This is a genomic window from Enterobacter cloacae complex sp. ECL72 (assembly GCF_019056635.1).
Classification (GTDB): Bacteria; Pseudomonadota; Gammaproteobacteria; order Enterobacterales; family Enterobacteriaceae; genus Enterobacter; species Enterobacter hormaechei_C.
This window is the reverse complement of sequence record NZ_CP077659.1, coordinates 1,932,894-1,954,594: the sequence shown is the minus strand read 5'-3', so window position 1 is coordinate 1,954,594 and position 21,701 is coordinate 1,932,894. Positions and strand designations below refer to the sequence as shown.

Genomic DNA, 21,701 nt, shown 5'->3' with positions numbered 1-21,701 from the left:
GATACTGTATATAAATACAGTTGTTTTGGGAGGTGGCCATGGAGGCAAAAGCTCAGCGATTCAGGCTTGAAAAATTATGTGGTGTTAACCGCAACTCATGCCTGGTTGAAACGTCAGGTGGATATGCGATTTTTCAGCCTGATCTTTCGCCCGCCAACGGAACGCGCGTGCTGGTGCATGCGTTCGGCCAGCTACAGTTCGCGGTCGTTATGGGCGGTGCGCTCATCACCGAAGACGGTGAAAGCATAGAGGGAGATGCTTTAGATGAAGTCGATGTCATGGGAGTTGTGACCTTTTTTATCAATGGCGCTGCGGCGTTCACAGACGACAATCCGGTGATGTGATGTTTGCCCTGGTCGATGTGAACTCATTTTATGCCAGTTGCGAGACGGTATTCAGACCAGACCTGCGTGGTCGGCCGGTGGTTGTTCTTTCGAATAATGACGGCTGCGTAATAGCGCGTAGCGCAGAAGCAAAGGCAGTCGGGATAGCGATGGGTGAGCCGTTCTTCAAGCAGAAGGAATTGTTCCGGCGCGCTGGTGTTGTTTGCTTCAGCAGCAACTACGAGCTGTACGCAGACATGTCCAGCCGGGTAATGACCACGCTGGAAGAAATGAGCCCGCGCGTGGAGATTTACAGCATAGACGAAGCCTTTTGCGACCTGACCGGCGTAAGGAACTGCCGGGACCTGACTGAATTTGGGAGAGAAATCCGCGCGACGATATTACAGCGAACGCATCTTACAGTGGGGGTCGGCATAGCTCAGACCAAGACGTTGGCTAAGCTGGCTAACCATGCTGCGAAAAAATGGCAGCGGCAGACGGGCGGGGTGGTTGACCTCTCAAACGTCGACCGGCAGCGAAGGCTACTGGCGCTTGTTCCTGTGGAGGATGTCTGGGGCGTTGGCCGGCGCATCAGCAAAAAGCTGAACGCCATGGGCATCAAAACAGCACTGGAACTCTCTGAGCAGAGTACATGGATCATTCGCAAACACTTTAACGTTGTGCTGGAGCGAACCGTCCGGGAACTGCGCGGCGAGCCATGCCTGGATCTGGAGGAGTTCGCGCCGGTGAAGCAGGAAATTGTATGCAGCCGATCGTTTGGCGAACGCATTACTGACTATGAGCAAATGCGGCAGGCTATTTGCAGCTACGCGGCCCGTGGTGCTGAGAAGCTTCGCGGCGAGCACCAGTATTGCCGTTTTATATCCGCCTTCGTTAAGACCTCTCCATTTGCCCTTAATGAGCCGTATTACGGAAATAGCGCATCGGTAAGACTGCTCACGCCAACGCAGGACAGCAGAGACATCATCAACGCCGCGGTAAAGTGTCTGGACAAAATCTGGAAGGACGGTCACCGGTACCAGAAAGCGGGTGTCATGCTGGGCGACTTCTTCAGCCAGGGCGTAGCCCAACTAAACCTGTTCGACGACAGTGCGCCACGAGCTGGTAGTGAGAAGTTAATGGAAGTGCTGGATCACCTGAATGCAAAGGACGGAAAGGGCACGCTCTATTTTGCCGGGCAGGGTATACAGCAGCAGTGGCAGATGAAGCGTGAAATGCTGTCGCCTCGATACACTACGAGATTTTCAGATTTGCTTGTTGTCCGATAAAAGAGGTGCGCACCTGATAAATCTTACAATCGGATCGGTGGTGATTATGCTGATGAAGGCATTGGGCGTAAAGCGGCAAGTTGCGAAACTGGAAGGAGCTACGCAAAGTTTGGCGGTGGGGCATGGTTGGGGCAAAAAATTAGCGCAAAACAACTCAAAACCTCATAAGGCAGTGATTCGTCTTGCGCTAATGCTTTGGTTTTATCTAGCTTCTGACTTACTTCAACTCAGTTCGTCAAAAAGATGCCGCACATCATGATCAAACACTAAACCCTCATGCCCGGCGCAGTGCCGGGCGATTCAGCTTACCAGCCACAGACCTCGTGTTCATTTTCCGTATCGTAGGCGCGAACGGTGTTCACCAGATCCTTCACGACATCTGCCGCGACGTCCGGGATCAACAGCTCCATTGGCGCTTCTGTTTCATAATCCACCGACACGCCGTTGCTGTTGTTGGTGACGGTCACGGTATAGGTAGCCTTACCCATTATCTACTCCTTATGCGTATTGACCACTTTACCGATGCCCGCACCGCTGAGCGTGACGGCAGGATCCGCAAAAAAGTCGATATTAAAATAGGTGTCGTCGGTCAGTAGCTCAATGCGGTGCCATTTTTGCGGTGGGGAGATGCCAAAAGAACCGGCCTCAATAACCACTTCCAGATCGGGCTCGGTGGCGTCGCCATCGGCAAAGCCAAAGTAACGCACCGCACCCTGCATGACGGACAACCGACCGTACACGCCGGCTTTGGTGTTGTGATGGGTAAAAAGCGCTTTTGGGGCGGTCTCTTTATTCCAGAACGGCGTCGAGCGGGTATGAACAAAGTTTTCAGGAATACGTAACATAATAGTTTCCTTCATGTTGGCGGGCGCTTAAAGGGACTTAAGCACCTCAGGTTCAACAAAGAATTCAATATTGAACAGGGTGTCGTCGGTCATCACCTCAATGTGGTGCCATCTCTCTGGCGGGAAAACGCCGAAACGACCCGCTTCAATGACGAGCTCGCTGTCAGGCTCAGAGGTAAATTCATCAGCATAGCCCAGATAACGCACTGCGCCACGCATCACCGACAGGCGAGGGTAAACGCCCGGACGCGTGCCCGTATCCAGGTGGCGTTTAAAAATGCCGGCGGGGGCCGTTTCTTTGTTCCAGAAAGGCGTGGAACGGGTGTGAATGCAACTCTGCGGAATGCGTAGCATGTTTCCTCCCTTAAAAGCCTGCTGGTATTAAACTGCTTTCTGAGGGGATGGATTTATCAAAAAGTGCATTTAATATGCATCTTATCAATAATAACCGTTTTGCTTTACCCGGCGTTGTTACACAAGGTACTCAGTTGTTATTATCCTTAGTATTTAAGTGGTTATGATGTAACGAAAAAACTTGATCTGTGTCAACATATGACGCATATTGCGTGCGGTTATTTTTCGGCTCAGGTAAACAGAATGACGTTGTATCAAAAGATGTTGGTGTTCTACGCAATCATGGCCTCCATCTGCGCATTAATCACCTGGTTCCTGTCTAAAGATCGTAAACGTATTCGCCTGTTGAGCGCATTCCTGGTGGGTTCCACCTGGCCGATGAGCTTTCCTGTTGCCCTGTTGATCTCTCTTTTCTGAAGCACGCTTCCAGAATCGGCATCCAGACATAGCATTCCATACATTGAGGCTGTATAAATATACAGTCCGTCATACATGGAGTGCTTATGATCAGTTTCTATTCGCAGCAAGCAGGCTGCACTGTGCGCTGGCAAGATCTTCCCGGTGTCGGTGACCCGGTTGTGTTTATCCACGGGTTGGGCTGTGCATCGTCGTATGAATATCCTCGTATTGTCTGTGATACCCGTTTCGGGGGGCGCAGAGCCATTCTGATCGATCTTCCCGGTAGCGGTTACAGTGACAAACCTGACAACTACCGTTATCGCACGAGCGAACAGGCGCAGGTGGTGGTTGAACTGTTAAACCATCTCGCCCTGGATAGTCTATGGCTGTATGGTCATAGCATGGGAGGGAGTATCGCGATCGAAACGGCAGCACTGTTAACGTCGCGCGTTAAGGGCCTGATAGTATCTGAACCCAATTTTCATGCGGGTGGCGGGATGTTCAGCCGAGCAATTGCGGCCCAAACGGAACAACATTTTCTGGCTCAGGGCTATGATGACATGCTGCGGGCGGAAACGTCGCCGTGGGCTGGAAGCCTTCAAAGCAATGCCCCCTGGGCCGTCTGGCGCGGCGCAACAAACCTGGTCGAGGGCGTTAAACCTGACTGGGCACACCTGTTCTTGTCATTGAGCTGCCCGGTAATGTTAGTTTTTGGTGAGCGATCCCTGCCTGATGACGATTTTAATCGCCTGCAACAAAACAATGTTGCTGTAAAAATTATCCCTGATGCGGGCCATTCAATGTCCTGGGAAAACCCGTCAGCGTTGGCTCAGGCTTTATCTGGCTTCATAAACGGCTCATGAAGGGGTAGCCCGCATTGCTGCGGGCTGCAATGATTAAGACAGCAGGGCAGACAAGGCTTTCCGCGCAGCAGGCTGAACGTCATACGGGCACTGATAATCCACGTTTTCAATCGCGCGGGTGTAGAGCGCAACCAGCCAGTCATAAACATAGGCTGTCGCCGCATGGACAGGCTGCTCGCCAAGTCGGGTAAGACGGGGAGAAGCGCTGCTCACAACTGGCGTCACAAAAATTGGCTGACCTTTGCGGATCCGGCTTGCAGGCCGTTCAGAAACGGGCGTCATTTCATAGCCAAGCCAGCTAATGAAATTGCCTGTCGCGGCATGTAGCTGCGCGGCACTGCTTTTATCTTTTTCTGCAATGCGTTGCAGTTGCAGCGGCAGATCCAGCCGGTAGCTGGTAACGATCAGCACATCCGCAATCTGCTGTAATACCTCTGCGTCCAGGCCCAGACGGGCAGCCGCCGCGTCGTTGCGACTCCACTGACGAAGATGGTTAACCCACACGTTATGGGCCAGCCGCGCCTTGTCTTTGGTCTGCAACGCGCCTGGATTTTCCTGCGTCTCTTCCGCAAACAGATCGATAACATCGTTAAACAGGCCGTTGACCTGTTCCTCACGAGGCTGGTGAACGGTCAGCAGCGTCTCAAACGCGTTTAACGGCGGCAGAAGTCCCTCAAGCAGTTCACCATGACGAGCGGCACTGCCTTGCAGCGTTCGGACCATTTTTTCGGCCTGTGCCCGCCCTGCGCCTGGCTCCTGAGTGAGAGGCGCGACATATGGGCGAATCAGCGTCGACAGCGACTCTTGTAACAGCCTTTTCAGCGCGCGGAGACGCTTCTGGCGCTGTGCCGGCAGGGTAGCCTGCGACAGCCACTCAATCACCCGCTGCATGCTGTGGGTATCGAGCGCCTGGAGCGTGCCCCAGCGCAGACCCGGCTGGCCCAGCAATTGCTGCACCGCTTCGTCCAGATTCTGCTTTGTGGTAAACCGCGCATCATGAGGGGTAATGGCCCAGACCAGCCCCGGCAATGCGGATTCTTCAACCGGCTGCGTCTCTTTGACCCAGTTTTGCAGGAGCCTTGCCGTTTTCGCGGTCTGCTGGTGGTGCGCCGTCGCATTGCAGATAACCAGGACATCCGGCTGAATGTGCTGACGATAATGCTCCAGCAACCACAGGCATTTTGCCTGCATTATCAGCGGCGTGTTTTCCTCAGAAATGGCAGGGATATCAATGACGTCAACGTTATCCAGCACGCAGTTCTCAACGGGCAGCACCACTTCGCGGGTCAGAGATGCCAGTACATCGACGGGCAGGCTAATGGCGTTAAGCAGCTCGCCGTTTTTTACCGGATGAAGCAGTGTTTCCTGTGCTTCCGGCACGGTAAACGCCCCGTGCGTAAGGAAGCCTTCGCAGGGCAGACCAAAGCTGTCCACCAGCAGACTCAACGGCGCCGCAAGCGCGCTGGCATGGCTGGTTTGATGCAGCACCTGGGCGAATTTAAGCCACTGCTGGGTTAACTCCTGCTGCTCACCCCACAGCAGAGACCAGACGCTGGCGCGGGTGCTGAGATCAAGCGACGGAACCAGCAGGGCAAACTGGTGCCACAGGGCATCATCAATATGCTGCTTAGCGCCGGGTACTACGCTTTGCCAGAACCGGGCAATGGTCGCGACTTCCCGCGCCGTCATTCCCGGCACGCTCTGCGGTTGACGCAGTGCACGCCACTTCTCAAGCCGGGCTTCAATCACCAATTTATCCACCGCGCGGATCTGCGGATCCAGCGTGGTGCGCGCGATAAACAGCTGCACCAGCTCGGCCTCCGTTACCAGGCGCAGGCGCAGGGGAAACGCGTCGTCTGCGACCTCGCGGGACGCTCTGCTGAAACGCACGGCCATGTTGGTCGGTGCATGCCCGGGGTTAATATGCGAGAAGTAATCAAACGTGCGTTGACCCGGCGTAACGTTCAGCCGTTCGTCCCCGCTGCCGCAAAGAGCAGCCAGCAGGTGCGCTTTCGCGGCCTGCGAGTGGCCATATAAGCCGATACTGCCTTGGCTGACAAGGGCGCGATCGAGCGCCTCTTCACGCGCGCTTACTGCGTTAAGGCGGGCAAGCAGGGCGTCGGCTTCGTTATCAAGCATCGGGGCGTGCTGTCGCGTCTCGTTGATCCACCCGATTAAGGCCTGAGTGGTGGCAGTCGTCGCAGTCATTTGAGGTATACGCTCCCGCTGTCGATCCAGTAGTGGCTGCCGCTGTGTCGGCGATCGGCCAGAGTATTCAGTTTAAAGGTCAGGGCATCCGGCGGCACGGGCGTGCCGTCCTGTAGCCAGGCATCACTCAGCTCGAAAGATTCCGGGCCTTCCTGCTTAGTGCCGCCACGCAGCTTCAGGCGCACGTTCAGTACGCCGTCGCCCGCAATGGCTTTCGCCAGCTCGGCTGAGTTGATGCTCAGGGTATAGAGCGGCGTCGCGGGCCAGCGGGCATTGGCCAACTGCCGGAAGCCGAGCGTAACGTTGCCGCGCAGCGGGAAGTGCAGACGGGCGTCCAGTTTCGCGCCGGGTTTATCGAGGTCGATATCGTGATACCAGACGTTCTCGTCCCGCAGGGTATTGATCGTGTTATCCAGCACGCCCAGATAGCGCACCGTAGAATACGCGCCGATATCCGCTGCTTTAAAGTTAAAGCGCGGCAGACGAAGATCCAGCGCCAGGCTACAGAGCATCGCTCCCACCGCAGCGGTGGATTTCGGGTTGCCGATCCGTCCCTGCTGGCTGAACGGATACCATTCATGAACCTGGTATTTATCCAGCCAGACGATGCGGTTGACGGGCACCGGTTGCAGGTGGCGAATCAAGGCCTGAACGCCCGGCAGACAGCCCGGCCGTCCCGTGATCAGCAGGATATCGCAGCTGTAATGAGAGATCGCCTCACATACCGCATGAAGCGGGGCGGCAAGCGTGAACTGACCCGCCAGCATGGCGTCCCGCATCTCCCGGAAGCTGACGTGCAGCGGTACGCTGAACAGATCAAAGTGTTCTGAGCCGGCAGGCAACGCATGGTCGATCGCCTGCTGGAGATAATTCATCACGTTGCGCGTCGGTTTTTGCGCAAGCAGATCGCCAAAGGTGGCATGCAGCCCGGCCAGCGGATCGTCAACATCGCTCGATTCCCACGCCGCCAGGATCGCGTGACCGATCGGCATAAAGAGCTGAAGCGCCGTCTGCTGGCGCAGGACCGCCTGGGTATCGATCCGCCCGGAGTCACCGAACAGGGATGCCATCAGCTGGGAGGCATCGGCTATGCCGGATTTCTGAAGCTGGGTTTGCAGGGCGGGCAGAACGTAGCGCTGGATCACGTCCAGCAGCGTGTCGTCACCGGCTACCTTAAACCCTTCGCGGAACAGCAGCTGCGGGGTGATTTTGACGTTATTCCCGGAACCATCATCTAACTGATAGTGCGTGATGGCCATATCCGTCGTGCCGCCGCCGATATCAATCGAGGCCACGCGCAGCGCACGCCCCGGCTGGACGCCAGGCTCAGGCGCGCGATCCGGACGGGCGAGGGAGGCGAAAAAGGCCTCGGTCTGGCCACCAAAATGGGAAATGGCTTCGTTATACAGCCACACCAGCTGGCCGCAGCTGGCCTCGTCCCACTCCATCTGGATCTCAGGGACCGGCACCACGCTTTTTTCCTGCTGCTTGCGGCTGGCAAAATCTTCATCCTGCGGGTGCCAGCCCATCGCTTTCCAGACGATGGCGATGGCTTCGAACATGCGGCGACGGAAAATCTCGCGCTCCTGTTTCGGCATCGCCGACGGCAGGGTGAGGATCAGCGTTCGCAACTGGCGGGGAGAGGCCGGGAAGCCGAGCCGCAGGCGGGTGGCCACGCTGTTAATCTGGCCAAGCGCCTGAGCCAGCAGCTCGCAGAGCATGTGCGTCATCAGGGTGCTGCGGCTGTACTGCGGAGAGAACACCGGCAGGCGCTCATCCTGCGGCAGCGTAAAGAGCGGTTCCCCGTCGTCGTTCATCAGGTTCATCAGCGGAAACGCAGTTGCCAGCGGTTCGCGCTGGGTTTTGCTGTTCATCTGGCTAAAGCGCCAGTCCTGCACCACCGGCGTCTCGTCCCACAGATAGCGACGCGGGCTGGAAATGCCGCTGTTGCCTTCGGTGCCCAGACGCTGCATTGCCAGCTTACGCGCTTCATCACCCACGCGGACAATCGACGGCCAGACGAATGCATCCTCCCGGCCGCTTTCCACCGAGAAGTGTTGCTTGCCAAAACGCGCTTCGGAAAACTCAAGACGGCTGGTAAACAGCGGCTCATTCAGGAACTGCGGCTCACTCAGCGATCGTACCTGAAGTTCAGCCGTCTGACGCAGGCCGTCGTTGGCATCACCATGATCTTCAATAATCACGCCGCAGGTGTGGGTGTTGCCTACGTCAAGGATCAAATCGACAGGAATAGCAGGGGTGCTCAGGGTATGGGTGACAAACTTCACTTCCGGCACGGTGAGTTGTTCACCGAGCATGGAGAGCAGGTTGAGCCAGTGCGCCTGATATTCAAAGCTGCGCATGGCCTGATGCAGCTCGCGCTCGGAGCGTTTTTCAACCCCGTCGGCAAACTGCGTGAAGGCTTCACGGAGCCAGCCGTCAATCCAGGTCTGGTCGAGGAAACTTTCAACCTCACTGTCGCGCCAGGCGAGCGCGAAACGTGTGCCGTTCAGGATATCGTTTTCAACCGGCGACAGGGCAGACGTCGCATGCTCTGCAATCTGGCTGTCGAGCGCGACGGTGACCCGGTGCGTATTGCCAGCTGCGTCGGGCGTGGAAAGCTTTCGTACCTGGACGCGCGCCCAGTTATCCGGGCCTTCAACAAACGTCCGCGGCGGGTTAAAGCGCAGGAAAGGGATCGGCAGCCAGACGCCGTCCAGCACGGTCAGGGAGTCATGCAGTGGAATGGTGCTTTCAGGCTTGACCACTTCCGGCTGCCCGCCATCGGTGGCAGGGAGCGTGTACCGGCCGTTAACCAGGTCAAAATCCAGACGCAGCAGCGGGCCATTTGCCGTTTTACGCACGAAACGCCCGTTGCTGGCGGTGTCCTGCGGAGTCAGGCCAAAATCGAGAAACTGCACGCCGCTGTTAGCAATCAGCGTCACGCTCTGTTTATAGTCGCAAAGATTAACCAGCATAGGATCAGACACCTGCTTTCTTGAACGTCAGAGGAACGACGGTGTTGGCATCGTAACGTGCGGTGCATTCCGCCACATCGCTGGCACCTGCCTTACAGGTCACTTCCGGCATCGGATAGCGTGAACCGTCGGTGCAACGCGCGTTTCCGCGCGTTTTGATCAACAGCTCGCCGTTGCTGTGTAATCCGGAAAAGACGTCTACCCGGCAGACAATGTTGTCGCCATGCACGACCCGGGCGAAACCTTTATTGTTCTGGATCTGGTAGCGCAGCGACGGCGGTTTGCCGGTGAGCGGATCCTGCACATCGAGAAACGCGCGCCAGGTGCCGTTCAGGAAGCGCGTTAACCCCGCTTTGACCTGGTTTGCCTCCATCACCATCGCATCTTTCGGTATCGCGGTAATGACCACCGGTTCGGCTGCCGGGGCAGGCGTTTTCACCTTCGGCTCTACCACTTCGGCTTGGTGCAGCGGGAGTTTCAGTTCAAGCGGCTCAACCGACTTTATGGGGGCCGGAGCAATGGCGACGGGTACTGGCGCTGGTGTGGCAACAGGCGCTGCGATTGGGGCCTGTTTTGGCCAGAGCAGCGGGGTGGCGATGGCTGCAATAATGACGGCGGCAACCGGCAGCAACCACAGGGGGGAGCGACGTTTTTTCTGTATGGCCGCCGGTGCGGGCTCTGGCGGCGCGGCGTTCATGCGCACCGGCTCTGGCGTATACAGTTCATCGTCGGTGATACGGACTGTAGTCACAGGCGTGATAAGCGGCGCGTCGGCCTGCTCAAAGGTCACCACCGGGGCCGGTTCTGGCTCCGGTTCAGGTTCAGGCTCGTTAATCACCACTGGCTCAGGTTCAGTGACCAACGATTCGCGCAGGCAGTCCAGCACGTCATCGCGCGCGTTTTCGTTAAGGTTGACGAAACCCCAGAAGCAGATCACCGGCTTGCCATCCACCAGGAAAACAAAGTTTTCACCGGGATACTGAAAGGCTTTTGAGAGCAGAGAGCCAAACAGTTGCTGCGCCGTTTTCGGTGACTGAAGGCATTTTTTACTCAGCGACTCCACGCTGGCGAGCGTGTTTTCCAGATAGCGCAGGGCGCGATAACGATCATCTTCATCCGCCGCCTTCCAGCTGGAGACGGTTCCCTCAACCGGGGAGTACCAGTCAACGCGATCGCCGCCGTCGTTGACTTGGGGGATGGCCAGGCAATCAACGATAGCCTGCTGTTTGCGCAACCGAAGCGCTTCGCGGATTTGCAGCGCTGATTCAAAAACGGCCTGTCCGCCGCCGCCAACGGCCTGAAAATCATCCAGATTACCGCTGCGTAAAAGTGTTTTTGCCACGATTTGGTCCTGTAGACTTTTTCACGCCATTACTTTAGCGAATCAGGTAAGCAAGCAAACGGCTGAGGAGACGGCAAAAGGGACGATTTCTTGCGGCATTGATCGTGACGGTTGTGCTTGACGAATAATGGACCTTAAGGCAAATCGGTTTCTGCGGGCTGATGCTAAAACCAGCGAAATGTACGGCTTTAGAATAACCTGATAGTGATTCGTTATTTGTCAGGCCAAAACGTCTGTGCTGTTATTACTGTTCACTATAATAAAACCGAAAGGGTAATAACCATGTCTACAGGGAAAACCGTGCTGGCCCTCGCGCTGAGCGCGCTGCTACCGGCAAGCGCCGCATGGGCGGAAAACAAAGACACCATTATCTACTGCTCCGAGGCGTCGCCGGAGTCGTTTAACCCGCAGATCGCCAGCTCTGGGCCCTCATTTGTCGCCAGCTCGCAAACGCTGTATAACCGTCTGATTAACTTCGACCCGGTAAAAAACACGCCGGTGCCTTCTCTGGCCGAGTCGTGGACCATTTCGCCAGACGGCAAAACATACACGTTTACCCTGCGTAAAGGGGTAAAGTTCAACAGCAATAAATACTTCAAACCGACCCGTGATTTTAACGCTGATGACGTTATTTTCTCCGTTATGCGTCAGAAAGACCCTAAGCATCCCTATCACAATGTTTCCAAGGGTAATTACGAATACTTTAATGACGTGGGCCTCGACAAGCTCATTCAGGATGTGAAAAAGATCGACGATTATCACGTTCAGTTCACGCTGAGTGAACCCAACGCGGCGTTCCTCGCCGACTGGGGAATGGACTTCGCCTCGATCCTCTCTGCCGAGTACGCGGACGCGATGCTGAAAAAGGGGACACCTGAATATGTGGACACCTGGCCAATCGGCACCGGCCCGTATGTGCTTCAGCAGTACAAGGTGGATTCGCTGATCCGCTACGTCGCCAATCCGAACTACTGGGAGGGTGAGGTGCCGACCAAACACCTGATCTTCTCCATCACGCCAAACGTTGAGACGCGTCTGGCGAAGCTGCAAACGAACGAGTGTCAGATCATTCCTGCGCCGTCGCCGGTGCAGTTTGAAGCGATCAAGAAAAACAAAGACCTGACCCTGCACTCGGTGGATGCGCTGAACGTGGGGTACCTGGCGTTCAACACGGAGAAAAAACCGTTTGATAACGTGCTGGTGCGCCAGGCTCTGAATTACGCAACGGACAAAAAGGCCATTGTTAACGCGGTCTTTATGGGGTCTGGTACGGTCGCTAAATCGCCGATCCCGCCGAACATGCTCGGCTTTAACAAAGACCTGAAGGATTACGGCTACGATCCGGAAAAAGCGAAAGCGCTGCTGAAGCAGGCGGGTCTGGGTAAGGGCGCGGAAGTGACCCTCTGGTCCATGCCGGTTCAGCGTCCGTACAACCCGAACTCGCGACGCATTGCGGAGATGATCCAGGCTGACTGGGCGAAAGTGGGCGTGAAGGCGAAAATCGTCTCATACGAGTGGGGGGAATATCTCTCCGGCATGCGTAAAGGCGAGCATGATTCCGCGCTGTTCGGCTGGATGTCTGATAACGGCGATCCGGACAACTTCGCCGATGTGCTGCTGGGTTGTAACAGCATCAAAACCGGATCTAACGCCGCGCGCTGGTGTGATAAGGGGTATGATGAGCTGGTGCAAAAGGCCAAACTGACCAGCAACCCGGACGAACGTGCGAAGCTGTATGGCCGGGCACAGGAGATTTTCTACCAGCAGGCACCGTGGATTGCGTTAGCTAACGGCAAAACGTTCTACGCGACCCGCAGCAACGTGACCGGGTACAGCGTGAGTCTGATGGGCAGTGACTTCTCGAAAGCGAAGCTGAACTGATCGTATTCTTGCCGGGTGGCGGCTATGCCTTACCCGGCCTACAGTTACCACCCGTAGGCCCGGTAAGCGTAGCGCCACCGGGCATTTGGAAAGGAGTGACAATGTCACATTTAAACGATGTTATCGCCCGCGTCGATGCCGCCATCGAAGAGAGCATAATTACCCACATGAACGAACTGCTGATCGAATTAAGCGACGATGCAGAGCTCAGCCGTGAAGATCGCTATACCCAGCAGCAGCGCCTGCGTACCGCGATTGCGCATCATGGTAAGCAGCATAAAGAAGAGGCGGAGGCGCGCCATGCCCACCTCACGCAGGGTGGGACTATCCTGTAAGGGTTAAAACTGGCGCCGTGCCACCAGCCAGGCGCCGACCACCAGCATCACTGCGCCGCAGACCGGGCCAACCAGCGCCCTCAGGGGGACACCGTTGCTCTTGAGGATGTCCATCACCAGGCCGCCAATCAGCTGGCTTGCTACCAGCACGGCAATGGTCGTTGCCGCGCCCACATTCTGATACCCGCTAATACTGGCAAAGACAAAAAATGACCCCAGCAGGCCGGGGATCAACGTCCACCAGCGCACCGTTGACGCCAGTTCGCTAAACCCCGCCAGGCCATTTTTCACCAGCAAAATGCTGACAAACAGCACAATCCCCACCAGCGAGTTCAGCAGCATGGCGATAAGAATAGTGGAAGAGGATTGCGTAATGCGCACCATCAGGGTGTTTTGCACCACCAGCCCAATCCCGGCGGCCACCAGAAACGCTAACGTCAACGATTGATTCATGGCAGAGCATCCGGATCGCTGCGCTCATCGAGCTGGAGTTGCATAAAGGTTAAATCCAGCCAGCGACCGAATTTGGTTCCCACCTGCGGCATATTTCCGGTGGTAATAAAGCCCAGGGTTTTGTGCAGATGAATCGACGCCTGATTCTGCGCCTCAATACCGGCAACCATCACATGTTTACCAATCTGGCGGGCTTCCTTGATTAATTCCGTCATCAGCAGCCGACCGATGCCTTTGCCCTGATGATCGGGATGAACGTAAACCGAGTGCTCCACCGTATGGCGAAAACCGTCGAACGCTCGCCAGTCGCCAAATGAGGCGTATCCCGTCACAACACCTTCTTCTTCACTGACCAGCACCGGATAACCCAACAGCGTGCGCGCCTCAAACCATGCAATACGGTTATCGGTGTCGACAGTTGTATCGTTCCAGATAGCGGCGGTGTGCAGCACCGCATGGTTATAAATTTCACCGATAGCGGCACAATCTTCTTTGCAGGCATGACGAACGATCATGGTTAACCTCTGGCTGTGTTGTTTACTATAGTAGTACGATTCACTCACAATATTACACAGTTCTTGTGTTGCATCGCTACGACAAAATCCCTATTTTTTTGTCACCAAACTGCCCCGAAAAACCATCCGTACACTATAGTATGACGTCATGAACACAATGACAGACAATATGAATCAACGCATTAGCGCCCGCATACGCCTTGAACGCGAGTCGCGGGGCTGGTCATTAAGCGAACTGGCCGAACGGGCAGGTATTTCACGCGCCATGATCCATAAGATTGAACGGGGGGACAGTAGCCCAACGGCGACGCTGCTTGCCCGGTTATCCGGTGCCTTCGGTATTAGCATGTCTACGCTCATTGCGCGCGCGGAAATGCAGGAGGGCAAACTGTTACGTCTGGCGAACCAGCCCGTCTGGCGCGATCCGCAAACCCACTATTTACGTCGTCATGTGTCGCCGCGCAGCGATATGCCTATTGACCTCGTCCAGGTGGAACTGCCCGCGGGCAGCGATGTGCCGATGCCCGCCTCCTCTTATGCGCTGGCGCGACAGCTGATTTGGTTGCAGGCAGGTGAACTGGTCTTTCTGGAGGGGGACACCCGCCATGAAATGAAGGCCGGAGATTGTCTGGAACTCGGGCCGCCGAACGACTGCCGGTTTATTAACGAAACGGATGAATCGTGCCTTTATCTGGTCGTGCGGCTTAATCAGTCCGGCTCATAATGCAAAGGCGATCCGCAGGATAACGTGCCAGACTTGAATGACATTTTCAGCTGTAAGGAGCGATGAATGAGTCAATCAACTACGCAAAACCGACGCTGGGTACTGGCTTCCCGTCCACACGGCGCACCGGTTGCCGAAAATTTCCGCCTGGAAGAGCAGCCGATCCCCACGCCCGCAGAGGGGCAGGTGTTATTACGCACCGTATGGCTCTCGCTTGATCCGTACATGCGGGGCCGTATGAGCGATGCCCCATCCTATTCACCTCCTGTCGAGATTGGCGCGGTGATGGTGGGCGGCACGGTAAGCCGCGTCGAGACCTCCCGCCATCCGGATTATAAAGAGGGCGAGTGGGTTCTGGGCTACAGCGGCTGGCAGGAGTATGAACTTTCCGACGGGAAAGGGCTGGTCAGGCTGGGCGAAAACCCGTCGCACCCTTCATGGGCACTCGGCGTGCTGGGAATGCCGGGCTTCACCGCGTATATGGGGCTGCTTGATATCGGCCAGCCTCAGGCGGGAGAAACGCTTGTCGTGGCGGCAGCCACGGGGCCGGTCGGCGCAACGGTGGGGCAGATCGGTAAAATCAAGGGGTGCCGGGTTATCGGCGTGGCTGGCGGGGAGGAGAAATGCCGTCATGCGGTCGACGTGCTCGGTTTCGACGCCTGTCTGGATCACCATGCGGATAATTTTTCCGAACAGCTGGCGAAAGCCTGCCCGCAGGGCATTGACGTGTATTATGAAAACGTCGGCGGTAAAGTCTTTGACGCCGTACTGCCGCTCCTGAATACCTCCGCGCGCGTACCTGTTTGCGGACTGGTCAGCGGCTACAACGCGACCAACCTGCCGGATGGTCCGGATCGCTTGCCGCTGCTGATGGGGACCATCCTCAAAAAACGCATCCGCATGCAGGGCTTTATCATCGCTCAGGACTATGGTCATCGTATCGACGAGTTCCAGCAGGAAATGGGACGCTGGGTGAAGGAAGGCAAAATTCACTATCGCGAGCAGGTCACCGAAGGGCTGGACGCGGCGCCGGAGGCGCTGATTGGGCTGCTGGAAGGGAAAAACTTCGGCAAGGTCGTGATCCGCGTGGCGGCGGACTAAACAGAGCATCGGTTATGGCGGGCAAAGTCCGCCATAATTATTTGTGAAGATACGATATATTGTCTTTAATTAATCCATAAGCATTGCGCGCCATCGGCCCAGCTGAGCCAGAAGTGGTAAACGTAATATTAATTGAACAATTTTTATTTTAACGCGCGCCCTTCATACCAGGCATGACGATACAGGATATATCAAACCGGCGATGTTTTTTTAAACAGTCGCTGAAAATGGCATTTTGTTTTGGCTACGGGAATTAAACATGCTTGATTTGGAAAATCTGGAAAAAGCACAAAGAATCAGTCTGACGATGCAAGTTGAGAACAGTTTAAAGGGAGCGTTAATTACGGGCTCATTAAAACCTGGGGCTCGACTCATCACGAAAGAGATTGCGGATAAATTAGGCACCAGCATCACACCGGTGCGCGAAGCCCTGCTGCGCCTGGTGTCGGCAGGCGCATTACAGGCCACGCCTGCTCAGGCGTTTTTGGTGCCAGAGGTTACGCTGGAGCGTTATAACGAAATTAACGCCATTCGAAAACAGCTTGAGCCGATGGCCGTTGCGGCGGCGTGTCAGAATATGACCGAGACCAAACTGGATGCATTACGCGCGCTGTCAGATAACTTCAGCACCGCCATGCATCAGGGCGACGTGCAGAAGGCGATCCATGCCAACCGCGTGTTCCGGTTTACGCTTTATCAGTATGCCGAAATGCCGACCCTGAACTCGCTGATTGAGCAGCTCTGGGTACGGATTGGTCCGTGTATCAACTACCTGCACGAAGAGATGAAAGATATCCCTGCAACGACTTACCATTATGCCGATCTGCTTTCTGCGCTTGAGCAAAGGGACGTGACGGCCAGTCGGGAAGCGATCGACCGAGCCATTGATGAAGCTAATATCCTCCTGCAACGGCAATACTACAGTTAAGGATCGCACTGGCGCACTTATTTTTTTATTCGTTTTAAACTTCCCTGAGTATATTCCCGGCGCTTAAGGCTACCGGGAATGATGTTATTTTTTACCGGCAACGTGCGCTGCCGGAAAATGTTTTACTCAAAGCGATAAGAGACCGACAGGCCCACGCCATAGTTACGGCCAGGGGCGGGTTCGTAATAGCGATTGTAGCCAGCGTTAACAATCTCTGAACCGACGTACTCTTTATCAAACAGGTTATCGACGCGACCAAAGATGTCCATTCCCCATTTGCCGTAATTGAGTTTATACCCGGTATTCAGACCGACCACGGTATAAGAGGGCGCTTTGGCGGTATTGGTGTCGTTTGTCATCACGTCGCTCATGTAGCGGGCATCTGCCCCCGCGTACCAGCCTTCCTCAGGCTCCCAGCCAAACGACGCATACCCCATGTTACGGGCAATACCCGGCATTCGGTTGCCGCTACAATCTGATTTATCACAGACGTTGGTACGGTAGGTCGCGTCAAGGTAGGTCCACGCCATTTTCAGCTTCCAGTTCTCGGCAAACTGCTGATCGAGCGCAATTTCCATACCCTGACGGCGCGTTTTACCGGCATTTTTATAGCTGGTACGGCGTTCATTGTCTTTATCTACCACGATCTCATTGTCGGTATCCGTGCGGAACAGCGCCGCCGTCAGGATGCCATTGCCGATGCGGGTTTTGCTGCCAATCTCATAGGTGTTGTTGGTTGACGGTTGCAGATTAATATTGAGGCCGCCTTTGCCATCAGAACGGTAGGAGAGTTCGTTGATGGTCGGGGTCTCAAATCCACGTCCCGCCGCGGCATACAGGTTCCAGGCGTCGGTCACGGCGTATTTCACCGCACCAGCCGGGAGCCATTTATGGTAGCTGGCGTCACCGCTGTCATCGCCGTTTTGCGGGGTAATGTAATGATCGTTGGAGTCAAACCAGACGGAGCTGTAACGCACGCCCGCCTCAACGGACAGCTTTTGCGTGAGCTGCCACTGGGTTTGCAGGTAGGGATCAAGGTTCCACATCAGGTTACGTTCGTCACGGCGTTTGTTACCCTTCACGCCAAAATCCGGCACGCCATTGTTCATCACGAAGTTTTCATACCCGCGGCGATTTTCACTCATATTTTCGTAGTTAAGGCCGGTGGTAAACGTTACCGGCACCAGCAGCTCGCCGCGGTGGGTCCAGCGGGTATCAATACCCTGATAATGGCGCTGCATATCAATTACGCCGCCCGAATGCGCAGGATTGTCACGCTGAGTGGACGCCGGAATGGACTGGTACTGGGTCATTTCACGCTCACCGGCATACATCATCACGCTGAGGTCGTCCTGTTCGCTCAACTGACGGTCGTAGCGGATCCCGGCCTGGGTCTGCTTAATGGTTTTACGCGTATTGTACTGATCGCCACGGGGTGACTGGCGCGGGTTGTTCTGCCACTCCTGATAACTCAGTCCGCCCGGATCGTTGGCTTTCATGTCCACGCTGTTAAAAATCAGCGTTAGCTTGCTGACATCATCAATGCGCACGCCCAGTTTCGCATTGGCGAGGTTTTTCCGTGCGCCGCTGTGGTCGCGATAGCCATGGGTGGTGAAACGGGTGGTGGATACCGCATAGTCCACATCCCCCGCCTGAGTCCCGTCGCCCACCGCACCGGTGGCCTTCATGCCGTAACGCCAGGTGCCGTAGCTGCCGTAATAGCTGCTGGCTTCAATTGTGGCTGGCTGTTGTCCGGTCTGGGTGTTGATGTTGATCACGCCGCCGGAGGCATTGCCGTACAGGGCAGAGAAGGGGCCGCGCAGCACGTCGACGCTCTCAATGCTGTTGAGGTCAATGTTAGACGTCTGCCCCTGGCCGTCGGGCATGGTTGCCGGAATGCCGTCCACGTACATGCGGATCCCGCGTACGCCGAAGGTCGAACGCGCGCCGAATCCGCGAACGGAAAGTTGCAGATCCTGAGCATAGTTCTGGCGGTTCTGGATTTGCAGGCCTGGTACGCTCCCAAGGGATTCAGAAAGGTTGATGCGCGGTGTGGCATGTCGCATATCCTCGCCGCTCACCACGCTGACTGCGGCCGGGGTGTCCAGTTCGGAGACGGTTTGCGGCGTGGCGCTGACGATCAGGGTCTGTTCATCCGCGGCCATCGCACTCAGCGGGCTAAAAATGACGGGAACGAAGAGCAGTGGTAGTGATGCCTTACGGGCAGTAATAATTTTCATGGAGTAAACCGGTTAAGAAAAATCGAACCAAATCAACTGGAACCTGTGTATATATGTTAAATCCTTTGTAAATGTTATGAAAACTATAACCGCACATTTCGTGAATGTAAGGTTTTGAAGGAAAGAAATACTCCACATTCAACTGATTAATGATTACTATTCTCATTAAAATAACGGCAAAGCGATGACTTTGCCCACCGGAAGTGATGTCAGTGGTAAATCTCCTCATTTAAAAAGGAATTGTTATGTCTTTACGTCATCTGTGCTCGCCGCGCCTGCGTGGGTCTCTGCTGTTGGGCTCTTTACTGTTTGCCGGTACGTTCCAGGTTCATGCCGCTGAAGAGATGCTGCGCAAAGCGGTCGGCAAGGGCGCGTATGAAATGGCCGTCAGCCAGCAGGAAAACGCGCTGTGGGTTGCGACGTCACAAAGCCGCAAAACCGATAAGGGCGGCGTGGTCTATCGTCTGGATCCGGTCACGCTGGAAGTGACGCAGGCGATTCATAACGATCTCAAGCCGTTTGGCGCCACGATCGATAACGCCACCCAGACGCTGTGGTTCGGTAACACCGTCAACAGCACCGTGACGGCGATTGACGCCAAAACGAGCGAGGTGAAAGGGCGCCTGGTGCTGGACGATCGCAAGCGTAGCGACACGGTGAAGCCGCTTCAGCCGCGCCAGCTGGTGGCCGATGACACGACCAATACGGTGTACATTACCGGTATCGGCAAGGAGAGCGTGATCTGGGTTGTTGATGGCGCAACGCTGAAGCTGAAGGACACCATCACCAACACCGGCACGTTCAGCACCGGTCTGGCCCTGGATGCGAAGGCAAAACGCCTGTATACCACCAATGCGGACGGCGAGCTGGTGACCATTGATACGGCAACCAACAAAATCCTCAGTCGTAAAAAAGTGCAGGATGACGGAAAAGAGCACTTCTACCTGAACCTGAGCCTGGACACTGCCGGCCAGCGTGCGTTTGTGACGGATTCAAAACAGCCAGAAGTGCTGGTGGTGAATCTGAAAGATGGCAGCGTGATGCAGAAAATCGCCGCGCCAGCATCGCTGGCCGTACTGTTTAACCCGGCGCGTAACGAAGCCTATGTGACGCACCGCGAGGCGGGCAAGGTGAGCGTGATTGACGCCAAAACCTACAAAGTGACCAGGACCTACGATACCCCGGTTTACCCGAACAGCCTGGCGCTGTCTGCGGACGGTAAAACGCTGTACGTAACGGTGAAACAGAAATCAACCCGTCAGCAGGAAGCGACCCAGCCTGACGATGTGATTCGTATCGCGCTGTGATGGTGGAATTGCCCGGTGGCGCTGCGCTTACCGGGCCTACAAAACCATGAGATGTAGGCCGGGTAAGGCGAAGCCGCCACCCGGCTTTTTTATTAACGCGAGGTTTCTTCTACCAGCGGTGCGTCGTGCTTTTCATCGTCGTGATGAAGCGGCGCGGTGCTGTGGATCTCGTGAACGCGCTTACGCACGCCGAACCAGCCAGCAATCAGCAGAACCGCCAGCAGTGGGATCGTCGCGATGGTGTAAGTACCGTTCGGGTAGTCAAACGCCATCAGCACCAGCACGCTGAACAGGAACAGCAGGGTAAGCCAGGAGGTCACCGGCGCGCCCGGCAGCCTGAAGCTGACATCAGCCGCTTTTCCTTCTTTGATCGCTTTGCGCAGACGCATCTGACACACCACGATAAAGGCCCAGGAGGCAATAATGCCCAGCGCAGCGACGTTCAGCACGATCTCAAACACCTGAGACGGCACCAGATAGTTCAGGAACACGCCAAAGACGTAAACCACCAGCGTGGCCAGAATACCCGCGTAAGGCACCTGCTGCTTGCTCATCTTCGACATAAACTTCGGCGCAGACCCCCCCATCGACATGGAGCGCAGGATACGGCCCGTCGAATAGAGCCCGGAGTTCAGGCTGGAGAGCGCGGCGGTCAGTACCACGATGTTCATGATGCTGCCCACGTACGGCACGCCCAGCTTAGAGAAGAAGGTCACAAACGGGCTTTGCCCCGCCTGGTATGCATTCCACGGCAGCAGCAGCACCAGCAGCACCACGGAACCCACATAGAACAGACCGATACGCCAGATCACGCTGTTGATGGCTTTTGGCACCATCGTCTGCGGATCTTTACATTCGCCTGCCGCCGTACCGACCAGTTCGATGGAAGCAAAGGCGAACACCACCCCCTGCACCAGAACCAGCGCTGGCAGCAGGCCGTGCGGGAAGAAACCACCGTTATCGGTAATCAGGTGGAAGCCGGTTGCGTTACCGTCCAGTGGTTTACCGGTACCGAGGAATACGGTCCCGACCACCAGGAAGATCACAATGGCCAGCACCTTCACCAGTGCGAACCAGAACTCCATCTCGGCGAACCATTTCACGCCGATCATGTTCATGGTCCCGACAATTGCCAGCGCCCCAAGGGCGAACACCCACTGCGGCACATCGCCAAACGCGCCCCAGTAGTGCATGTACAGCGCAACGGCGGTGATATCGACGATACCGGTCATCGCCCAGTTAACGAAGTACATCCAGCCCGCGACATACGCGGCTTTTTCACCAAGAAACTCGCGGGCGTAAGAGACAAAGCTGCCGCTGGAAGGGCGGTGAAGTACCAGTTCGCCGAGGGCGCGAAGGATGAAGAAAGAGAAGATCCCGCACACCAGATAGACCAGGGCGAGAGCGGGGCCAGCCATTTGCAGACGTGCGCCTGCACCTAAAAACAGACCTGTACCGATAGCGCCGCCGATGGCGATCATCTGCACCTGACGGTTGCCCATCGCCTTGTGATAGCCCTCTTCATGAGAGTTCAACCAGCGACGTTTCGCAGCATGATGATCGGCTGCGCTTTTATTGCTTGTATTCATTGAGTTACCTGTTTGCCTGTCTGAACC

The 21,701-nt window shown here is 55.8% G+C and carries 20 protein-coding genes; 10 read left to right on the top strand and 10 right to left on the bottom strand.

What is annotated here, in order from left to right; translation table 11 throughout:
* The first annotated feature begins 38 nt into the window (after nucleotides 1-38).
* Both KTH07_RS09395 and KTH07_RS09390 read left to right on the top strand, forming a co-directional pair.
* The gene (locus KTH07_RS09395) at nucleotides 39-344 is read left to right on the top strand and encodes a hypothetical protein (RefSeq protein WP_052686387.1); all 306 of its coding nucleotides are present in this window, start codon (nucleotides 39-41) and stop codon (nucleotides 342-344) included.
* Nucleotides 344-1,612 carry a Y-family DNA polymerase gene (locus KTH07_RS09390; RefSeq protein WP_045332007.1) on the top strand — a complete coding sequence of 423 codons (1,269 nt, stop codon included), beginning with the start codon at nucleotides 344-346 and terminating at the stop codon, nucleotides 1,610-1,612. The genes KTH07_RS09395 and KTH07_RS09390 overlap by 1 nt, the downstream gene beginning before the upstream one ends.
* Before the next feature lie 305 nt (nucleotides 1,613-1,917).
* Here the strand turns inward: KTH07_RS09390 and KTH07_RS09385 are convergent, their stop codons facing one another.
* Genes KTH07_RS09385 through KTH07_RS09375 form a run of 3 tightly spaced genes read right to left on the bottom strand, consistent with a single transcriptional unit; the run spans nucleotide 1,918 to nucleotide 2,811 of the window.
* Entirely contained in the window at nucleotides 1,918-2,100 is a 183-nt protein-coding gene (locus KTH07_RS09385) for a DUF1869 domain-containing protein (protein ID WP_003856955.1), read from the bottom strand.
* A 3-nt stretch (nucleotides 2,101-2,103) separates the two neighbouring features.
* Nucleotides 2,104-2,457, bottom strand: coding sequence for a DUF1971 domain-containing protein (locus KTH07_RS09380; protein ID WP_003856958.1), 354 nt, complete (start codon nucleotides 2,455-2,457; stop codon nucleotides 2,104-2,106).
* Nucleotides 2,458-2,484: 27 nt separating this feature from the next.
* The gene (locus KTH07_RS09375; protein WP_023303799.1) at nucleotides 2,485-2,811 is read right to left on the bottom strand and encodes a DUF1971 domain-containing protein; all 327 of its coding nucleotides are present in this window, start codon (nucleotides 2,809-2,811) and stop codon (nucleotides 2,485-2,487) included.
* A 243-nt stretch (nucleotides 2,812-3,054) separates the two neighbouring features.
* On the opposite strand from KTH07_RS09375, the gene KTH07_RS09370 reads away from it, so the two are divergent.
* The gene (locus tag KTH07_RS09370; protein ID WP_003856960.1) at nucleotides 3,055-3,228 is read left to right on the top strand and encodes a GhoT/OrtT family toxin; all 174 of its coding nucleotides are present in this window, start codon (nucleotides 3,055-3,057) and stop codon (nucleotides 3,226-3,228) included.
* An 86-nt stretch (nucleotides 3,229-3,314) separates the two neighbouring features.
* On the top strand, nucleotides 3,315-4,073 hold the full coding sequence (locus KTH07_RS09365) for an alpha/beta fold hydrolase (protein ID WP_063161903.1): 759 nt from the start codon (nucleotides 3,315-3,317) through the stop codon (nucleotides 4,071-4,073).
* Nucleotides 4,074-4,106: 33 nt separating this feature from the next.
* Here the strand turns inward: KTH07_RS09365 and KTH07_RS09360 are convergent, their stop codons facing one another.
* The 3 genes from KTH07_RS09360 to KTH07_RS09350 are packed head-to-tail and all read right to left on the bottom strand — an operon-like array spanning nucleotide 4,107 to nucleotide 10,601.
* Nucleotides 4,107-6,281, bottom strand: a complete 2,175-nt coding sequence (locus tag KTH07_RS09360) for a virulence factor SrfC family protein (RefSeq protein WP_023303797.1) — start codon at nucleotides 6,279-6,281, stop codon at nucleotides 4,107-4,109.
* The gene (locus tag KTH07_RS09355; protein ID WP_032619621.1) at nucleotides 6,278-9,259 is read right to left on the bottom strand and encodes a virulence factor SrfB; all 2,982 of its coding nucleotides are present in this window, start codon (nucleotides 9,257-9,259) and stop codon (nucleotides 6,278-6,280) included. The genes KTH07_RS09360 and KTH07_RS09355 overlap by 4 nt, the downstream gene beginning before the upstream one ends.
* A 4-nt stretch (nucleotides 9,260-9,263) precedes the next feature.
* A complete protein-coding gene (locus KTH07_RS09350) occupies nucleotides 9,264-10,601 on the bottom strand; it encodes an SrfA family protein (RefSeq protein WP_023303795.1) in 1,338 nt (445 codons plus the stop codon).
* Nucleotides 10,602-10,883: 282 nt separating this feature from the next.
* Between KTH07_RS09350 and KTH07_RS09345 the strand changes: the two genes are divergently transcribed.
* Together KTH07_RS09345 and KTH07_RS09340 are read left to right on the top strand one after the other, a co-directional pair.
* Nucleotides 10,884-12,482, top strand: coding sequence for an ABC transporter substrate-binding protein (locus KTH07_RS09345; protein WP_217310934.1), 1,599 nt, complete (start codon nucleotides 10,884-10,886; stop codon nucleotides 12,480-12,482).
* Nucleotides 12,483-12,583: 101 nt separating this feature from the next.
* On the top strand, nucleotides 12,584-12,817 hold the full coding sequence (locus tag KTH07_RS09340) for a YdcY family protein (protein ID WP_017382275.1): 234 nt from the start codon (nucleotides 12,584-12,586) through the stop codon (nucleotides 12,815-12,817).
* A 3-nt stretch (nucleotides 12,818-12,820) separates the two neighbouring features.
* Here KTH07_RS09340 and KTH07_RS09335 read toward each other — a convergent pair whose 3' ends face one another.
* Together KTH07_RS09335 and KTH07_RS09330 are read right to left on the bottom strand one after the other, a co-directional pair.
* Nucleotides 12,821-13,270 (bottom strand): DMT family transporter, encoded by a 450-nt coding sequence (locus KTH07_RS09335; RefSeq protein WP_015570448.1) that lies wholly within the window; start codon nucleotides 13,268-13,270, stop codon nucleotides 12,821-12,823.
* On the bottom strand, nucleotides 13,267-13,785 hold the full coding sequence (locus tag KTH07_RS09330) for a GNAT family N-acetyltransferase (RefSeq protein WP_032619622.1): 519 nt from the start codon (nucleotides 13,783-13,785) through the stop codon (nucleotides 13,267-13,269). Before KTH07_RS09330 ends, KTH07_RS09335 begins: the two co-directional genes overlap by 4 nt.
* Nucleotides 13,786-13,933: 148 nt before the next feature.
* Here KTH07_RS09330 and KTH07_RS09325 point away from each other — a divergent pair, with 148 nt between their 5' ends.
* The 3 genes from KTH07_RS09325 (at nucleotide 13,934) to KTH07_RS09315 (ending at nucleotide 16,538) form a co-directional block, all read left to right on the top strand.
* Nucleotides 13,934-14,509, top strand: a complete 576-nt coding sequence (locus KTH07_RS09325; protein ID WP_017382277.1) for a helix-turn-helix domain-containing protein — start codon at nucleotides 13,934-13,936, stop codon at nucleotides 14,507-14,509.
* A gap of 66 nt (nucleotides 14,510-14,575) precedes the next feature.
* The gene (locus tag KTH07_RS09320; RefSeq protein WP_023303792.1) at nucleotides 14,576-15,610 is read left to right on the top strand and encodes an NADP-dependent oxidoreductase; all 1,035 of its coding nucleotides are present in this window, start codon (nucleotides 14,576-14,578) and stop codon (nucleotides 15,608-15,610) included.
* A gap of 259 nt (nucleotides 15,611-15,869) precedes the next feature.
* A complete protein-coding gene (locus KTH07_RS09315; RefSeq protein ID WP_003856981.1) occupies nucleotides 15,870-16,538 on the top strand; it encodes a GntR family transcriptional regulator in 669 nt (222 codons plus the stop codon).
* A 122-nt stretch (nucleotides 16,539-16,660) separates the two neighbouring features.
* On the opposite strand, the gene pqqU is transcribed toward KTH07_RS09315, so the two are convergent.
* A complete protein-coding gene (pqqU, locus tag KTH07_RS09310; protein WP_023303791.1) occupies nucleotides 16,661-18,778 on the bottom strand; it encodes a TonB-dependent receptor PqqU in 2,118 nt (705 codons plus the stop codon).
* Nucleotides 18,779-19,023: 245 nt separating this feature from the next.
* Between pqqU and KTH07_RS09305 the strand changes: the two genes are divergently transcribed.
* A complete protein-coding gene (locus KTH07_RS09305) occupies nucleotides 19,024-20,085 on the top strand; it encodes a YncE family protein (protein ID WP_023303790.1) in 1,062 nt (353 codons plus the stop codon).
* A gap of 92 nt (nucleotides 20,086-20,177) precedes the next feature.
* Here the strand turns inward: KTH07_RS09305 and ansP are convergent, their stop codons facing one another.
* Entirely contained in the window at nucleotides 20,178-21,674 is a 1,497-nt protein-coding gene (gene ansP / locus KTH07_RS09300) for an L-asparagine permease (protein WP_032619623.1), read from the bottom strand.
* Between the last annotated feature and the right edge of the window lie 27 nt (nucleotides 21,675-21,701).

Coding starts and splice junctions, on each gene's coding strand:
- KTH07_RS09360 (WP_023303797.1), bottom strand. CDS start 6,281: ATGACTGCGACGACTGCCACCACTCAGGCCTTAATCGGGTGGATCAAC.
- KTH07_RS09355 (WP_032619621.1), bottom strand. CDS start 9,259: ATGCTGGTTAATCTTTGCGACTATAAACAGAGCGTGACGCTGATTGCT.
- KTH07_RS09320 (WP_023303792.1), top strand. CDS start 14,576: ATGAGTCAATCAACTACGCAAAACCGACGCTGGGTACTGGCTTCCCGT.
- KTH07_RS09390 (WP_045332007.1), top strand. CDS start 344: ATGTTTGCCCTGGTCGATGTGAACTCATTTTATGCCAGTTGCGAGACG.
- pqqU (WP_023303791.1), bottom strand. CDS start 18,778: ATGAAAATTATTACTGCCCGTAAGGCATCACTACCACTGCTCTTCGTT.
- KTH07_RS09340 (WP_017382275.1), top strand. CDS start 12,584: ATGTCACATTTAAACGATGTTATCGCCCGCGTCGATGCCGCCATCGAA.
- KTH07_RS09315 (WP_003856981.1), top strand. CDS start 15,870: ATGCTTGATTTGGAAAATCTGGAAAAAGCACAAAGAATCAGTCTGACG.
- KTH07_RS09305 (WP_023303790.1), top strand. CDS start 19,024: ATGTCTTTACGTCATCTGTGCTCGCCGCGCCTGCGTGGGTCTCTGCTG.
- KTH07_RS09365 (WP_063161903.1), top strand. CDS start 3,315: ATGATCAGTTTCTATTCGCAGCAAGCAGGCTGCACTGTGCGCTGGCAA.
- KTH07_RS09345 (WP_217310934.1), top strand. CDS start 10,884: ATGTCTACAGGGAAAACCGTGCTGGCCCTCGCGCTGAGCGCGCTGCTA.
- KTH07_RS09380 (WP_003856958.1), bottom strand. CDS start 2,457: ATGTTACGTATTCCTGAAAACTTTGTTCATACCCGCTCGACGCCGTTC.
- KTH07_RS09370 (WP_003856960.1), top strand. CDS start 3,055: ATGACGTTGTATCAAAAGATGTTGGTGTTCTACGCAATCATGGCCTCC.
- KTH07_RS09385 (WP_003856955.1), bottom strand. CDS start 2,100: ATGGGTAAGGCTACCTATACCGTGACCGTCACCAACAACAGCAACGGC.
- KTH07_RS09330 (WP_032619622.1), bottom strand. CDS start 13,785: ATGATCGTTCGTCATGCCTGCAAAGAAGATTGTGCCGCTATCGGTGAA.
- KTH07_RS09325 (WP_017382277.1), top strand. CDS start 13,934: ATGAACACAATGACAGACAATATGAATCAACGCATTAGCGCCCGCATA.
- KTH07_RS09375 (WP_023303799.1), bottom strand. CDS start 2,811: ATGCTACGCATTCCGCAGAGTTGCATTCACACCCGTTCCACGCCTTTC.
- ansP (WP_032619623.1), bottom strand. CDS start 21,674: ATGAATACAAGCAATAAAAGCGCAGCCGATCATCATGCTGCGAAACGT.
- KTH07_RS09335 (WP_015570448.1), bottom strand. CDS start 13,270: ATGAATCAATCGTTGACGTTAGCGTTTCTGGTGGCCGCCGGGATTGGG.
- KTH07_RS09395 (WP_052686387.1), top strand. CDS start 39: ATGGAGGCAAAAGCTCAGCGATTCAGGCTTGAAAAATTATGTGGTGTT.